Source organism: Pedobacter cryoconitis, from assembly GCF_014207135.1.
Taxonomy (GTDB): Bacteria; Bacteroidota; Bacteroidia; order Sphingobacteriales; family Sphingobacteriaceae; genus Pedobacter; species Pedobacter cryoconitis_D.
Genome location: NZ_JACHCC010000006.1, coordinates 318,408 through 332,319 on the forward strand (window position 1 = coordinate 318,408; position 13,912 = coordinate 332,319).

14 protein-coding genes are annotated in these 13,912 nt (G+C 40.3%); 4 read left to right on the forward strand and 10 right to left on the reverse strand.

Going from position 1 to position 13,912, the window contains the following annotated elements; genetic code table 11:
- Positions 1-52: 52 nt before the first annotated feature.
- The 6 genes from HDF25_RS13170 to mdh all read right to left on the reverse strand — a co-directional run bounded on the left by HDF25_RS13170 (position 53) and on the right by mdh (position 5,060).
- The gene (locus tag HDF25_RS13170) at positions 53-982 is read right to left on the reverse strand and encodes a bestrophin family protein (protein ID WP_184625389.1); all 930 of its coding nucleotides are present in this window, start codon (positions 980-982) and stop codon (positions 53-55) included.
- Between the two features lie 24 nt (positions 983-1,006).
- The gene (locus tag HDF25_RS13175; RefSeq protein ID WP_184625391.1) at positions 1,007-1,495 is read right to left on the reverse strand and encodes a hypothetical protein; all 489 of its coding nucleotides are present in this window, start codon (positions 1,493-1,495) and stop codon (positions 1,007-1,009) included.
- A gap of 115 nt (positions 1,496-1,610) precedes the next feature.
- Positions 1,611-2,975, reverse strand: a complete 1,365-nt coding sequence (locus HDF25_RS13180; protein ID WP_184625393.1) for a sensor histidine kinase — start codon at positions 2,973-2,975, stop codon at positions 1,611-1,613.
- On the reverse strand, positions 2,975-3,658 hold the full coding sequence (locus tag HDF25_RS13185) for a response regulator transcription factor (RefSeq protein WP_184625395.1): 684 nt from the start codon (positions 3,656-3,658) through the stop codon (positions 2,975-2,977). Before HDF25_RS13185 ends, HDF25_RS13180 begins: the two co-directional genes overlap by 1 nt.
- Before the next feature lie 32 nt (positions 3,659-3,690).
- A complete protein-coding gene (locus HDF25_RS13190; RefSeq protein ID WP_184625397.1) occupies positions 3,691-4,122 on the reverse strand; it encodes a retropepsin-like aspartic protease in 432 nt (143 codons plus the stop codon).
- Positions 4,122-5,060, reverse strand: coding sequence for a malate dehydrogenase (gene mdh, locus HDF25_RS13195; protein ID WP_184625399.1), 939 nt, complete (start codon positions 5,058-5,060; stop codon positions 4,122-4,124). The genes HDF25_RS13190 and mdh overlap by 1 nt, the downstream gene beginning before the upstream one ends.
- Positions 5,061-5,312: 252 nt before the next feature.
- Between mdh and HDF25_RS13200 the strand changes: the two genes are divergently transcribed.
- From HDF25_RS13200 to trxA, 3 genes are all read left to right on the forward strand, one after another.
- On the forward strand, positions 5,313-5,801 hold the full coding sequence (locus tag HDF25_RS13200; RefSeq protein WP_260409370.1) for a lipocalin family protein: 489 nt from the start codon (positions 5,313-5,315) through the stop codon (positions 5,799-5,801).
- Between the two features lie 94 nt (positions 5,802-5,895).
- Positions 5,896-10,329, forward strand: a complete 4,434-nt coding sequence (gene dnaE, locus HDF25_RS13205) for a DNA polymerase III subunit alpha (RefSeq protein ID WP_184625401.1) — start codon at positions 5,896-5,898, stop codon at positions 10,327-10,329.
- 72 nt (positions 10,330-10,401) lie between these two features.
- A complete protein-coding gene (trxA, locus tag HDF25_RS13210; protein ID WP_037439851.1) occupies positions 10,402-10,719 on the forward strand; it encodes a thioredoxin in 318 nt (105 codons plus the stop codon).
- A 51-nt stretch (positions 10,720-10,770) separates the two neighbouring features.
- Here the strand turns inward: trxA and HDF25_RS13215 are convergent, their stop codons facing one another.
- On the reverse strand, positions 10,771-11,202 hold the full coding sequence (locus HDF25_RS13215; RefSeq protein WP_184625403.1) for a hypothetical protein: 432 nt from the start codon (positions 11,200-11,202) through the stop codon (positions 10,771-10,773).
- A gap of 46 nt (positions 11,203-11,248) precedes the next feature.
- Between HDF25_RS13215 and HDF25_RS13220 the strand changes: the two genes are divergently transcribed.
- The gene (locus HDF25_RS13220; RefSeq protein ID WP_184625405.1) at positions 11,249-12,169 is read left to right on the forward strand and encodes a DUF58 domain-containing protein; all 921 of its coding nucleotides are present in this window, start codon (positions 11,249-11,251) and stop codon (positions 12,167-12,169) included.
- 3 nt (positions 12,170-12,172) lie between these two features.
- Here the strand turns inward: HDF25_RS13220 and HDF25_RS13225 are convergent, their stop codons facing one another.
- From HDF25_RS13225 to HDF25_RS13235, 3 genes are all read right to left on the reverse strand, one after another.
- On the reverse strand, positions 12,173-12,619 hold the full coding sequence (locus HDF25_RS13225) for a hypothetical protein (RefSeq protein WP_184625407.1): 447 nt from the start codon (positions 12,617-12,619) through the stop codon (positions 12,173-12,175).
- 6 nt (positions 12,620-12,625) lie between these two features.
- The gene (locus tag HDF25_RS13230) at positions 12,626-13,264 is read right to left on the reverse strand and encodes a hypothetical protein (RefSeq protein ID WP_184625409.1); all 639 of its coding nucleotides are present in this window, start codon (positions 13,262-13,264) and stop codon (positions 12,626-12,628) included.
- Positions 13,265-13,350: 86 nt separating this feature from the next.
- Positions 13,351-13,911: an RNA polymerase sigma factor gene (locus HDF25_RS13235; RefSeq protein WP_184625411.1), complete on the reverse strand. Its 561-nt coding sequence runs from the start codon at positions 13,909-13,911 to the stop codon at positions 13,351-13,353.
- Position 13,912 lies beyond the last annotated feature (1 nt).

The following is a 13,912-nucleotide window of genomic DNA, read 5'->3' on the forward strand; positions in this document are numbered from 1 at the left end:
AAAAAAAGGAGGGGCCATAAGCTCCTCCTTTTTTTGTGTCTGATTTGGTGAATTATAAAATATAATAAGTCTTGGAACTATGAACGGGTTCCATCGCCATTTTGTCTTCCTGGTAGCTGGCATCATTCAGCATCTGTGATAAATCGCGTTCTATGGTTTTTGAGATTGTAGTGGTCGGTGTATCCGTCGGTTTGTTCTCAAAAGGATCCTGCAGATGGATTGCCATTTTCTCAATTAAAAGAAATGCAGCAGAAATTGCAATGACAATGGGCACTTCTACATAACCGAAAAATTCGATTAACCCGAAAGGCAGCAGTATAATAAACAGATAAATGGTCATGTTAATATACTTACTGTAAGTGACCGGGAATACGGTGTTTTTAATTCTTTCCGAGCCCCCCATACGATCACATAAACTAGACAATGTTCTGTCCAGTTCTACCTGCTGATAAGGATTAATCCAACCTTCCTTAAGTGCCATTTTAATATCCCTGCCATGTAATTCAAGGATAGACATCGGTACGTTTTTATATTTGCTGATAAAGTCCAGTTCTTCTTTTTTCATTAGTCTTTCCAGACCCTTTGTCGGATTGTCATTTCTCAGTGCCTGACTTAATCCAAAACACCAGGCGATTTGTCTTCTGACAAACCGTTCTTTAAACAGTTGTATTTCGGCCGAGTAATAAGGATCGTCAATAAAGTATAATAGCTGTCTGGTAAGCGATCTGGAATCATTTACTATTCCTCCCCAGATGATACGTGCTTCCCACCAACGGTCATAGGCCTGGTTGGAACGGAATGCAAGTAAAAGAGAGATCACTGTACCTAATAAGGCTGGTACGGCAATCGGGATAGAGATTCTGGTAAAATGGAAATTCTCATAGAGCACAACAATGCCGACAGCATATGCAGATACCATGATTAATTCTTTAGCTATTTTGCCAAATATATAGGTTAGCGGGACATTCTTTTTTAATAACATAACATTGTGTTAAAGGGTAAAGGATTAGACAAGTTGAGCAATGACAGGTTTTGTAGCCGCAGTTTTAGGTTTTGTCTGAACTTCTTCCGGCTGTGTAACCTTAAGTCTCGGAATACCTGATTTTGCGAGGAACAGAGTCGGGTCTATACTGTATTTTGATATTTTCCAGAAGTTATAAGGTTCGGGATGGTGAAAGAAGTCTACCTCATTTGCTTCAGCAAAATTCCGGAAAGAAGCCATTGTACTTCCATAAAAATGTTCAATGCCAATCTGGGTTATTTCTTCTTTATATTTTTCGCGAAGATCATAACAGGCCTTATAAAATGATTCTGGAATTTGTCCATACTCTGCGCTTCTGCGGGACAGCATTAATAAATCGGAAATGGAATCAGTCAGCTTGTAGGCGTGAAAGAAAATAAGCTTAACGGGTTCATTTTTAAAACTCTTTAAAATATTCTCTGAAAGTTGAACTGATGTTTCGTGGAAATCTGTAGGAATTAAAATTGTTTTCATGATGCAGTATTTTCTGATTGTATCTTGATGATTAATTAATACAAGGATACTATCCGAAGATTGCAACGGTATAAGAGTGAGATTAGAAAGTGATTAGAATTGTCTGCCGGTCTGTTTATCTGGAACGGGGCAGTAATATGTTCATTTCGGTACCCGATTCCTGAACAGTTTTGATAGCGATACTTCCTTTGTGGAGCCGTATAATATTCAGGGACAAAGGAAGTCCAACTCCATATCCATTGTAACGGGTGGTATTTGAAGCACGGAAAAATGGCTCAAACACATGTTGCAGCTCATCCTCAGGAATGCCTATTCCCTGGTCTTTGACACTGATTACTATATTGTGTTGGGTTACGGATAAACCGAGGTCAACAACACGGTTATCCGAGTATTTACAGGCATTGTTTACGATATTGGTAACAGCCAGTTTGATCAGGTTTAAATTTCCGTTGAGATTGATGCTCTCTGAATTTTCAGGGAGACCGGAAAAATCTATCCGGATCTGGTTTTCAGGATTGATCAGGTCTATAGATGCTTTTACATCCCAGATCAGTTCATCGACGCGAATATTCTCCCAACGCTGTTTCTGCCCGTCGAAACCCGACTGGGCCAGGCCTAATAAGCTGGTTAGTATGTTTTCAAGACGTTCGGCCTCGTTCTGAATAGTATGGAGTGATTTCTGAAGATCAGGATCATGACTGCCGGCTCTGAAAATGGCCAGCTCAGCCTCTCCGCTAATGATGGTTAATGGGGTTCTGAGTTCGTGGGAGGCATTACTGATAAAGTTATTCTGTGTTTCAAACGCAGTTTCCAACCTGTCGAGCATTTCATTAAATGTCTGGGAAATTTCTGCAATCTCATCATTGCCTTTTACATTATTCAGACGCTGGTGTAAATTTTCTGCGCTGATTCCCTTGGCCTTTTTGATTAATACTCTTATTGGTCTGAAAGTGAATTCCGAGAATTTCCTGCCTACAAAATAGGATAAGGCAATAGAAAGAAAGAAACCTGCGATCAGGATCTTTTGCAGATCCTTTAATTCGCGGTATCCATAGGGGTCCTTTGCTGAGATAATTACAATATACCCGTTCAGACCGTTTTTGAAATATTTGCCAGCATAAAATACATTCTCATTCCGATACCGGGCCATCTGACCTGACTCAATGGTTTTGTAGAAACTATAAGGAAGATGTACCTTTTTGTCGAAAGCCATTTTACTGGCTTTATCAGCAACGAATACCTGTTCGTCTTCTTTGGGAAGGCGTTCAAGGTACTTTTGTCTTACCTCTTTAAATTCGGCGGTGTTTTCTCCTGGATAGACTTTGATCTTTGCCGTGATATTTACCCGGGCCTCCAGTCTTTTGTAGAAATCTTCAAAAGCAAATTCATTGGCGAAATACCAGACGAATCCACTCAGTAAAGAGATGATAGTAGCTGATAAAATAGCGAATAAGAAGGTAATCCTGGTGTTTAATGTCATTACATCGATTTCTCTTTAAGCAGATAGCCCAGGCCAACTACTGTATGAATAAGATTGGTGCTAAAACCTTTGTCTATTTTCTTTCTCAGGTAATTTACATAAACATCGACGACGTTGGTGCCCATGTTAAAATCAATGTCCCAGACATTTTCGAGGATATCTATTCTGGAAAGAGTTTTGTTTTTGTTTTTGGCGAAGAACTGGAGCAGCCGGTATTCGGTGGCCGTGAGGGTGATTTCCTGCTGTGCCCTGCTTACTGTTTTTGCGGAAATATTGATTTGTAAATCTCCAATGGTAATTAATTCATCTGCCTGCTGAAAGCCGTCGTACCGTCTGAGCAGCGTGCGGATTCTGGCACTCAGTTCTGCTATTTTAAATGGTTTAACCAGATAATCATCAGCACCATTATCCAGCCCGGTAACTATATTCTCTGTACTGCTTAATGCAGTCAGCATAATAATAGGGGTTTGCGGATGGTTCTTTTTAATTTGTTTACATAAGTCAAGCCCATTGATCCCTGGAAGCATGATATCCAGAATGATCAAAGAGAAAGAATGAGCCGCAACCATTTCCAGAGCAATAAACCCGTCTGGAGCGACACTCAGTTCAAATCCTTCCTGGCTTAATCCTCTTTTCAGCACAGAGACCACATTGGGCTCGTCTTCTACAATCAGGAGTTTCATAAACAGGTATTTTAGGATAAACTTAAAAAAAATCAGGCTGGTTTAGCACAAAATTGAATTTTCAGTTTCTTATAGTTGATTTTTGCCTGGTACTGAAAGAAGATGTCACTCCCAATAATAGCAACAATTCTGGGATGCCCCATTGCGACATAGGCTTCATTAACGGTTTCCAGATCCAATGCAACGGCCTGATAGGATTTAATATTCAGCTTGCCGATTTTTAACCTGGGAATAATAGTTTGTATAGTACTGGAGGTTGTAAACAGGGTAGTCGCATTAGTGTCATCCGGAACAATAACATCATCGCTGTGTTTTTCGATAAAGGCCTTATCAAAGACAGATCTGGAAGCCCCAGTATCCACAACGGCCCAATATTTCTGACCATAAACAACGATTTCCACCAGGAGGTGGAAACCGTCATCATTTAAGTTTATTAAAGTAAGTGGAACTGCGATCGTACGCATTAAATAAGCTTCATTTCTTTAAGAACATTATTCATCGCTCTGACTGCATCAGCACTTTTATTAAAGGCTGCTTTTTCCTCTTCGTTCAGGTTGTAGTCAATGATTTTCTCCCAACCATTACGGCCCACAATTACAGGTACGCCCAGACAGATATCTGTTTGTCCATATTCTCCGTCAAGGGCAACACAGCAGGTAAACAGTTTCTTCTCATCACGAACTATACTTTCAACCAGGGCAGCTCCGGCAGCTCCGGGAGCATACCAGGCAGAGGTTCCAAGTAAACCAGTTAAAGTAGCTCCGCCAACCATCGTATCAGCAGCAACTTTAGCAAGTACGTCGGCTGATAAAAGAGCTGTTACAGGTAAACTCTGATAAGTAGCATAGCGGGTTAAAGGGATCATTGTAGTATCTCCGTGCCCACCAATAACAAATCCCTGTAAGTCATTTGAATTACAGTTCAGCGCTACACTCAGGTAGTATTTAAATCTGGCACTATCCAGTGTACCACCCATACCAATAATCCTGTTTTTAGGCAGTCCCAATGATTTAAGCGACAGGTAAGTCATCGTGTCCATTGGATTACTGATCACAATAATAATCGCGTCAGGAGAGAATTTTAATATATTTTCAGCAACCCCTTTAACGATTCCTGCATTAATACCAATCAGTTCTTCGCGGGTCATCCCCGGTTTGCGTGGTAATCCGGACGTAATCACAGCGACTGCAGAACCTGCTGTTTTACTGTAATCATTAGTCACGCCAGTTATTTTAGTATTAAAGCCGAGTAATGCGGCAGTCTGCATCATGTCAATTGCTTTACCTTCGGCAAAACCTTCCTTGATATCTAATAAAACTAACTCTTCTGCTAACTCTTTCCTTGCAATATTATCTGCGCAAGTAGCACCAACTGCTCCTGCACCAACAACTGTTATCTTCATGGATTCAATTTTTTAAATGTGATAAAATCTTCAGCAGATCTTTCTGCCCAAGTTATAAAATTTAAGGGAGTTTCTAAAAACTGTTTAAAATTCATCAAAACAAATTAATGGACAAATTTTAGAATTTCTTAAAATGCTTTTTAAAACTTTATCAGACCTTCTTGGTTTTATGATAAAGAATTTACATTTGCCGGAGCTTACCAGATAATTTCTGGACATGCTTATAATACCATTTAAATAAGGGGGAACGCTATGCTGGATAATACGCCTGTTGAAAAAGTTGATATCATGTCTTATGCAGGTAAGTGGTATTCTTTATTGTCCATACCGACTTTCATGGATAAGAACTGGCATGAAACCACAGAGACATATGTCATACATCCTGATGGTTACTATGCCGTATTCACAACTTATAAAGTAGCTGGTGAGACGGAAACAAAATATGTAAGATCCAAACTTATTGTAGTCAGAGGAACTAATAATGCGCAGCTTAAAGCTCAGTTTGTCTGGCCTTTAAAGATAGATTACTGGATTGTAGAACTGGCAGAAGATTATTCTTATGCGGTAATAGGACATCCCAAACATAAGCATCTTTCTATCCTGTCACGGAAACCTGAATTACCAGCCAGTCTGCTGGATGAAATTATCGACCGCTGTCAGCAAAGAGGCTATGATATTTCAAAGCTTGTCTCTCAGGAACATAAAGCTGCAGTACCAAAGGGACACAGCTATTCTTCCTGAAATTTATTAAATTCGTATACTTAGGACTCTTAAAAAACCGTAATTTTGCTGATCTGATTTGTTTGAAAAAACAAGGATTCATAATTACCCTTCTATGTATTTAATTTTTGATACCGAAACTACAGGTCTACCTGCCAATTATAATGCACCCGTAACCGATACGAACAATTGGCCAAGGTGTATTCAGATTGCCTGGCAGTTGCATGATGAATTAGGAAATCTCATGGAACATGAAGACTACCTGGTTAAACCAGATGGTTTTAATATTCCTTATGATGCCGAACGCATACATGGTATTTCAACAGAGTTAGCCACAGAACAGGGGATTGATATCCGTTCAGTACTGGAGAAATTTAACCTGGCGCTTTCAAAGGCAAAGTTCGTGGTAGGACAGAATATTGGCTTCGACGTCAATATTATGGGGTCAGAGTTTTACCGTATGGGCGTAGAGAGCCCTATGGCCCAAATGCCTGTGCTGGATACCTGTACTGAAGTTACTGCAAATTTACTGAAGATCCCCGGAGGTAGAGGAGGCAGGTTCAAATTGCCTACACTGACCGAATTACATACTTATTTATTTGGTGTACCGTTTGCTGAAGCGCATAACGCAACGGCGGATGTGGAAGCAACCACGCGCTGTTTCCTTCAGTTAGTCAGAATGGAGGTCTTTACACCTGAACAGCTCCAGGCAGACCCGAATTATCTCCGCGAATTTCAAGCTCATCAGCCAGCGGTTATACCGGTGATCGGACTGCAACATTTTAATCTCAAGGCTGCTTCTGATGAAATCAGGAAAAGACAGGAGAAGACCGAAGGACCGGGAGTTTCCAAACAAACACTCAGGGATAATCAGCAGGAACTTAAAGATGCTGCTTTTGTCCATTTACATAATCATACGCAGTTTTCTGTTTTACAGTCAACGATTAATATTCCCGGGCTGATTGCAGCAGCAGCGGCAGATAAAATGCCTGCTGTGGCGATGACAGATCATGCCAATATGATGGGGGCCTTCCATTTTGTGAACCAGGTGCTTAATCACAATAAAGGAGTTGAAGCCAGAAATAAAGCGGCTGAAGAAAAAGGAGAGGAACCTTCAGAGGTGCCGATTACCCCGATCGTGGGCTGCGAATTCTTTGTTTGTGAAAATCACCTGGATAAATCGCGTAAGGATAATGGTTACCAGATGGTACTGCTGGCAAAAAATAAAAGCGGGTATCATAACCTGGCCAAGATGTCTTCTATTGCCTATACTAAAGGATTTTATTATGTGCCGAGAATTGACAGGGCCGTTATCGAGCAGTATAAGGAAGACATCATTGTTCTTTCAGGGAACCTTTACGGGGAAATTGCCAGTAAATTACTGAATATGGGTGAAAACCAGGCAGAAGAAGCGCTGACCTGGTGGAAATCGTTGTTTGGCCCTGATTTCTATGTCGAGATCATGCGCCATAACCAGGATGATGAGACTGTAGTGAATAAGTCACTGATTGCACTGGCAAAAAAACATGAGATCAAACTGATCGCGACTAACAACACCTATTACATCAATAAAAAAGATGCCAACGCACATGATATCCTGTTATGTGTGAAGGATGCGGAAAAACAAGCCACACCTATTGGCCGTGGCCGTGGATACCGTTATGGCCTGCCTAACCAGGAATATTATTTCAAGTCTTCGGAGGAGATGAAAAAGCTTTTTGCTGATCTGCCTGAAGCCATTCTGAATATTCAGGAAATCATTGAGAAGATACAGATTTATAAACTGGCCAGGGAAGTACTCTTACCTAAATTTGATATTCCTGAACGGTTTCTGGTTGTTGAAGATGAAGAGGATGGAGGTAAACGGGGTGAAAACAAATATCTGCGCCATTTGACCTATGTAGGCGCAGAAAAGAGATACGGAACGCTGACTCCTGAAATCATAGAGCGTCTGGATTTCGAGTTGCAGACCATTGAAAAAACAGGTTATCCGGGGTACTTCCTGATTGTGCAGGATTTTATCCGGGAGGCAAGGAATCTCGATGTTTCTGTAGGACCAGGACGTGGTTCTGCCGCGGGTTCTGTAGTTGCCTACTGTCTGTGGATTACCAATATCGACCCGATTACATATGATCTCCTATTTGAGCGTTTCCTGAACCCAGACAGGGTATCCATGCCCGATATAGACATTGACTTCGATGATGAGGGACGTGGCCGGGTAATGGACTATGTAATCAAAAAGTACGGTGCGAACCAGGTAGCCCAGATTATTACCTATGGTACGATGGCGGCCAAGTCTTCTATCAAGGATACAGCAAGGGTGCTTGATCTGCCACTTTTTGAAGCAGATAAAATTGCCAAACTTATTCCGAACCTGAAACTGGCCAAGATCTTTAACCTTGATGAGAAATCGCTGAGAGGGGTACTGCGGGCCGATGAATATGAAAAAGTAGCTGAACTGAAAGATCTGGCCGAATCCAAAAGCTTAAGTGCGGAGACGATACAACAGGCCAGAATACTGGAAGGATCTTTAAGAAATACAGGTATCCATGCCTGCGGTGTAATTATTACGCCGGATGATATTACAAATTACGTACCTGTGGCCATGGCCAAGGATTCGGATTTGTATGTGACGCAGTTTGACAACTCTGTGGTTGAAAGTGCGGGATTGCTGAAAATGGACTTTCTGGGTTTAAAGACCCTGACCCTGATTAAAGATACTGTCAAACTGGTGAGGTTAAGAACAGGGATCCAGCTTGATCCCGATGATTTTCCGATTGACGATGTGAAGACCTACGAACTTTTCCAGCGTGGTGAAACTATAGGTATCTTTCAGTATGAGTCGACAGGAATGCAGAAATACATGAAGGAACTTAAGCCAACAGTATTTGGTGACCTGATTGCAATGAATGCTTTATACCGTCCGGGACCACTGGAGTACATTCCGAGTTTTGTACGCAGGAAAAACGGGGAGGAAGAAATTAAGTATGACCTGGATGCCTGTGAAGAGTATTTAAAAGAAACTTACGGGATTACGGTTTACCAGGAACAGGTGATGCTTCTGTCGCAGAAGCTGGCCGGTTTTACCAAAGGTGAGGCCGATGTACTGCGTAAGGCAATGGGTAAAAAGCAGAAGGACGTCCTGGATAAGATGAAACCTAAATTCGTTGCTCAGGCGGCGGAAAAAGGACATGCTCCGGCTACCTTAGAAAAGATATGGAAAGACTGGGAGGCATTTGCTTCTTACGCATTTAATAAATCACACTCTACCTGTTATGCCTGGATCGCTTATCAGACTGCTTATCTGAAGGCACATTATCCGGCAGAGTACATGGCTGCGGTACTGACCAACAACATGAGTGATATTAAGCAGGTTGCTTTTTTCATGGAAGAGTGTAAGCAGATGGGCGTACAGGTATTAGGCCCGGATGTGAATGAGTCTATCCTCAAGTTTTCTGTAAATAATCATGGAGAAGTACGTTTTGGCCTCTCTGGAATCAAGGGAGTAGGTGAGAAAGCGGTAGAGAGTATTATCGATGAACGGAATAAGACAGGACTATATACCAGTATTTACGATTTTGCCAGACGTTCCAATACCCGGACGGTGAATAAGAAAGCTTACGAAAGCTTTGTCTATAGCGGAGCCTTCGACAGTTTTGGTTTCCACCGGGCGCAGTTCTTCTTTATGGGTATCAATGATAAACTGAATGGCATTGAGAAACTGATCAAATATTCCAATGATTTTCAGAATAGTGAATCTTCTTCACAGTCATCCCTGTTTGGAGGAACGGTAGCGGACATGATTAATGAACCGACCCTGCCGGTAGCTACCGAATGGACTTTAATTGACAGACTGAAATATGAAAAGGATGCGATCGGGATTTTCCTGAGCGGACATCCCCTGGATAATTACAAACTGGAACTGAAAGAATTCTGTCAGCATAGTGTTCGTCACCTTTCTATTGTGAATAAAATACGGATGGGTGATACAAATGAAGACGTATTGGCAGAATTTGAAGGAATCAAAAACAGAGAGCTTGTCGTTGGGGGATTAGTAGTAATCTCTGCACAAAGGATGACAAAAACAGGTAAACCATTCGGAACGATTGTTTTTGAAGATTATAATGATAGCTGTGAACTGGCCTTGTTCGGCGAGGATTTTGTGAAGTTTAAGCAGTTTATGACTGACGGGTATTTCCTGCAGATCAGGGGGCGTGTTGGCGAACGTTTCCGTAAAGAAGGGGATTGGGAGTTTAAAATCACTTCTATAGCCTTATTATCAGATTTAAGGGATAAACTGGCGAAAACTATTACTGTGCAAATCCCGATACATGGAATAAATGATCAGATCATTACTCAGTTACTGGCGATTATTGAAGAAAATAAGGAAAATACAGAACAGCAAAACTGTCAATTGAATTTTATTGTGTACGACAGAGAACAAAATGTTTCGCTGGATCTTCCTTCTAAGTCTTTGAAAATCAATCCTGATAACCGGTTCCTGGAGCAGCTCAAAACGATGAATGTAGTCAGTTATAAGTTGAACTAATGTCATTTTGGCACTAGAAAACTTGGTGGCATTACAATTGATTATATCTTTGTACAAATAAAAATAATAATTATGGCTTTAGAAATCACAGACGCCAACTTCGAGGAAGTTGTGTTGAAATCAGATAAACCCGTTTTAGTAGACTTTTGGGCAGAATGGTGTGGTCCATGTCGCATGGTAGGTCCGGTAGTAGATGAAATATCAAAAGAATACGAAGGAAAAGCAGTTGTGGGTAAGGTAAACGTGGATAATAACCCACAGATTTCTACTCAGTTCGGTATCCGTAATATCCCTGCTTTGTTATTCTTCAAAAATGGTGAGGTAGTTGATAAACAAGTTGGTGCAGTTCCAAAATCAGTATTAGCTGGTAAACTGGATAAACAATTGTAATCAATTCTATATATAATAAAAAAAGCATCTCCGGATGCTTTTTTTATGTCTTCATATTTCATTTTGCTTCAGCAGCTTGTCGCTCCAGAAGCAAAATATCCCGACAACAGTTAATACCCCTAGCTGGATATAAGATATTTCTATCGGGTGATCCTTCGCAAGATCAAATAATCCCATCTTTGCCATAAGGCAGATTATAATGGCAATAGTGAATAACCATTTGAAATTTTTAGTACTGCCGGCAAAAAGACTGAGATAACGGCTTTTGAGGCTTAGTGCCCTGGCTGCATGAACCAGAAGAATTAAAAACAAAATACACAACAGACTATATTTGAGTAAACCAATCATTGGAATCGGTTTTAACCGGACTATATCTGTCAGAAAATAAGCAGAGGAGATCAGACCGCTAAGGAATAACAATCCGTAAAAAATAGCAATGCTTCTTAATAAAAGCCGGTGTTTGAGACCAGGAGATTTATTCATACCTTTCAATGAATGGTAAGTTAGCTTAATTCATTAAATTTACAAAATGGAGGTTCAAAGAGACCAGTCTGCTTATCAGTTTAACAGTAACCTGGAATTACTGGCCAAACAGGTTGTGGAAGGATTTATTACAGGTTTACATAAAAGTCCTTTTCATGGATTTTCTGTTGAATTTGCAGAACACAGAGCTTATAACAGTGGTGACAATGTCAGGAATATTGACTGGAAATTATTTGCAAAGACTGATAAATTATACACCAAACGGTACGAAGAAGAAACGAATCTGCGCTGCCAGTTTGTAATTGATACTTCGTCCTCCATGTATTTCCCTGAAGGGAGCTATAATAAACTCACCTTTTCAGTTCAGGCTGTTGCTGCACTGATCGAATTACTTAAAAGGCAAAGAGACGCTTTTGGATTGAGTCTGTTTACAGATCAGCTGGTGTTCAATACCCAGGCCAGATCAACTACAGTCCATCAGAAATATTTGCTAACCCATCTTGAGGAGGTGTTAAGAGCCTCTGTACTGAACGTAAAGACAGACCTGGAAAGATCATTGCATCAGGTAGCAGAGTCTGTTCACAAACGTTCTATGGTAGTTATTTTCAGTGATCTTCTGACAACAGTACAAACAGCTCATGATCAGGATGCTTTATTTTCAGCTTTACAGCACCTGAAATTTAATAAACATGAGGTGATCATTTTCAATGTTACAGATAAGGCTAAAGAAGTGGACTTTGACTTTGGAAACAGACCTTACCTGTTCGTCGATATGGAGACCGGTGAATCAATTAAAACCAATACAGCCTCTGTCAAAGACAATTACCTGGAAGCCTATCGGGCCTACCGGAAAATGATTACGCTAAAATGTGCGCAATATAAAATTGACCTCATTGATGCTGATATAGCCACCGGGTTCTCGGGCATACTAACTGCCTGGCTGATTAAACGACAAAAAATGAATTAGATACTAAGACTTTTTAGTGTCTTTGTACCGGCTCAGTAACTCTTTTTTGAAGGTTTGTTCTGCTCTGTAATATTTACCTACAGTTTTTATCGGAAGACTTGTTTTTAGCTTATTATAGTACTTACGCTCAATATTCAGATCTTTCTGCTTAAAATTCAGTTCATTATTAATCAGGGTCTCCACTTGTGTATCGGAGAGTTCTTCAATTTCAGTAGTCTTTCTAAAGCTGATCATGTTTTTTCTGCGCTCCTGGCGTAAGGCACCCTGTTCTGCCTGCCATGAGTTATAAATTGGCCAGAATATCTTCGCTTCTTCCGGGCTTAGTTCTAGTTTTTCTTTCAGATAAGAAACTTTATAAGCTTCTATCTCAGTATTTCTGCCTTTGTTATGTTGTGCAGACACAAAAAAAGGAAGAGACAGGAATAAAAGTGCTGCAAGTAAGTTCTTCATGGTGTGTTAATTATTTACTGGTGATAGTTCACTTTGAGAAAAATTGTTCAGAATATAATTTTCCAGATTTTCATTAGTGGTATCGCTATTTTTCACAGCAGTATTGTCCCCCTGAATATGGTCGATGATATCCTGTTCGTTCATATCATATAACATTTGTTCGTTGGCTATTTCAGTAATTCCAATCTCTCTTTGCTGATTGAGAAAAAGACCAAAGGCAGTGACCAGAATAAAACAGGCAACCGAAGCGTATTTGATCAGGTCATTATGCCATAAACGAATGATTTTAGGTTCATGTTTTACTGGTATTAATGCCTCGGTAGTTTTAGCCAGTATGCGCGCCTGCAATTTCTCGAAGTACAGATCAGGTGCCTGATGACCTTCCTCCTTCGGGAAATTTTGTAATCTGCTGATGATTTCAGTTTCGAGTGAAATACGGTTGTGCAGCTCGCTGAAGTATTCTTCAGGAACGGTAAAACCAGACATAGGAATAGCTTCTCTGAGTTTATCGGCATAGCGCGCGCCGTTAATCATCTCAGGCAGTTTATTAAAATACTCTTCAGGAACACTAAATGGATTTTCCTTTTGAAGGGAAGCCAGATAAGGTGCTTCTTGTTTCCATCCGTCGTCTATATCGTGTTTCATTGTGTATAATTTTAGCTTTCCCAGGTCTGTAACATCAGAATTATCTGAAATTATATGTTATATGGATGCATAAAACCTCAAAAGGTTTAAAAGGTAATGTCATCATTTAGCATAAAAGTTTCTATTTTTTTAACTGCGATATGAAAAGAGGCTTTTAAAGCACCTACTGAGGTTCCCAGGATTTCAGAAATCTCTTCGTACTTCAGGTCATCATAATATTTCATATTAAAAATCAGCCTCTGCTTTTCGGGAAGAATAAGGAGTGCCTGCTGCAGTTTCATTTGTATTTTATCTCCGTTGAAATAGGAAGAAGCAATCAGGCTTTCAGAAAGCTCATCGGAAACATCCTCCATTGAGACGTTATTCCGCTGTTTCTTTTTATTCAAAAAGGTAATACAATCATTTGTTGCAATACGGTAAATCCATGTATATAACTTAGAATCATTTCTAAATTTAGACAGGTTTTTCCATACTTTGATGAAGACCTCCTGAACAAGGTCATCGGCATCATCATGATCGATGACTATTCTGCGGATATGCCAGTAGACTTTTTCCTGATATTTTTTGATAAGCAGGTTAAAGGCTTCATTACGACTACTCTCTACAGAAAACTTCGCCAATATTTCATCATCTTCAACCTGCTTCATC

Excerpts from the sequence above, each read along its gene's own strand:
- HDF25_RS13170 (WP_184625389.1), bottom strand. The coding sequence starts at position 982 with ATGTTATTAAAAAAGAATGTCCCGCTAACCTATATATTTGGCAAAATA.
- HDF25_RS13175 (WP_184625391.1), bottom strand. The coding sequence starts at position 1,495 with ATGAAAACAATTTTAATTCCTACAGATTTCCACGAAACATCAGTTCAA.
- HDF25_RS13180 (WP_184625393.1), bottom strand. The coding sequence starts at position 2,975 with ATGACATTAAACACCAGGATTACCTTCTTATTCGCTATTTTATCAGCT.
- HDF25_RS13185 (WP_184625395.1), bottom strand. The coding sequence starts at position 3,658 with ATGAAACTCCTGATTGTAGAAGACGAGCCCAATGTGGTCTCTGTGCTG.
- HDF25_RS13190 (WP_184625397.1), bottom strand. The coding sequence starts at position 4,122 with ATGCGTACGATCGCAGTTCCACTTACTTTAATAAACTTAAATGATGAC.
- mdh (WP_184625399.1), bottom strand. The coding sequence starts at position 5,060 with ATGAAGATAACAGTTGTTGGTGCAGGAGCAGTTGGTGCTACTTGCGCA.
- HDF25_RS13200 (WP_260409370.1), top strand. The coding sequence starts at position 5,313 with ATGCTGGATAATACGCCTGTTGAAAAAGTTGATATCATGTCTTATGCA.
- dnaE (WP_184625401.1), top strand. The coding sequence starts at position 5,896 with ATGTATTTAATTTTTGATACCGAAACTACAGGTCTACCTGCCAATTAT.
- trxA (WP_037439851.1), top strand. The coding sequence starts at position 10,402 with ATGGCTTTAGAAATCACAGACGCCAACTTCGAGGAAGTTGTGTTGAAA.
- HDF25_RS13215 (WP_184625403.1), bottom strand. The coding sequence starts at position 11,202 with ATGAATAAATCTCCTGGTCTCAAACACCGGCTTTTATTAAGAAGCATT.
- HDF25_RS13220 (WP_184625405.1), top strand. The coding sequence starts at position 11,249 with ATGGAGGTTCAAAGAGACCAGTCTGCTTATCAGTTTAACAGTAACCTG.
- HDF25_RS13225 (WP_184625407.1), bottom strand. The coding sequence starts at position 12,619 with ATGAAGAACTTACTTGCAGCACTTTTATTCCTGTCTCTTCCTTTTTTT.
- HDF25_RS13230 (WP_184625409.1), bottom strand. The coding sequence starts at position 13,264 with ATGAAACACGATATAGACGACGGATGGAAACAAGAAGCACCTTATCTG.
- HDF25_RS13235 (WP_184625411.1), bottom strand. The coding sequence starts at position 13,911 with ATGAAGCAGGTTGAAGATGATGAAATATTGGCGAAGTTTTCTGTAGAG.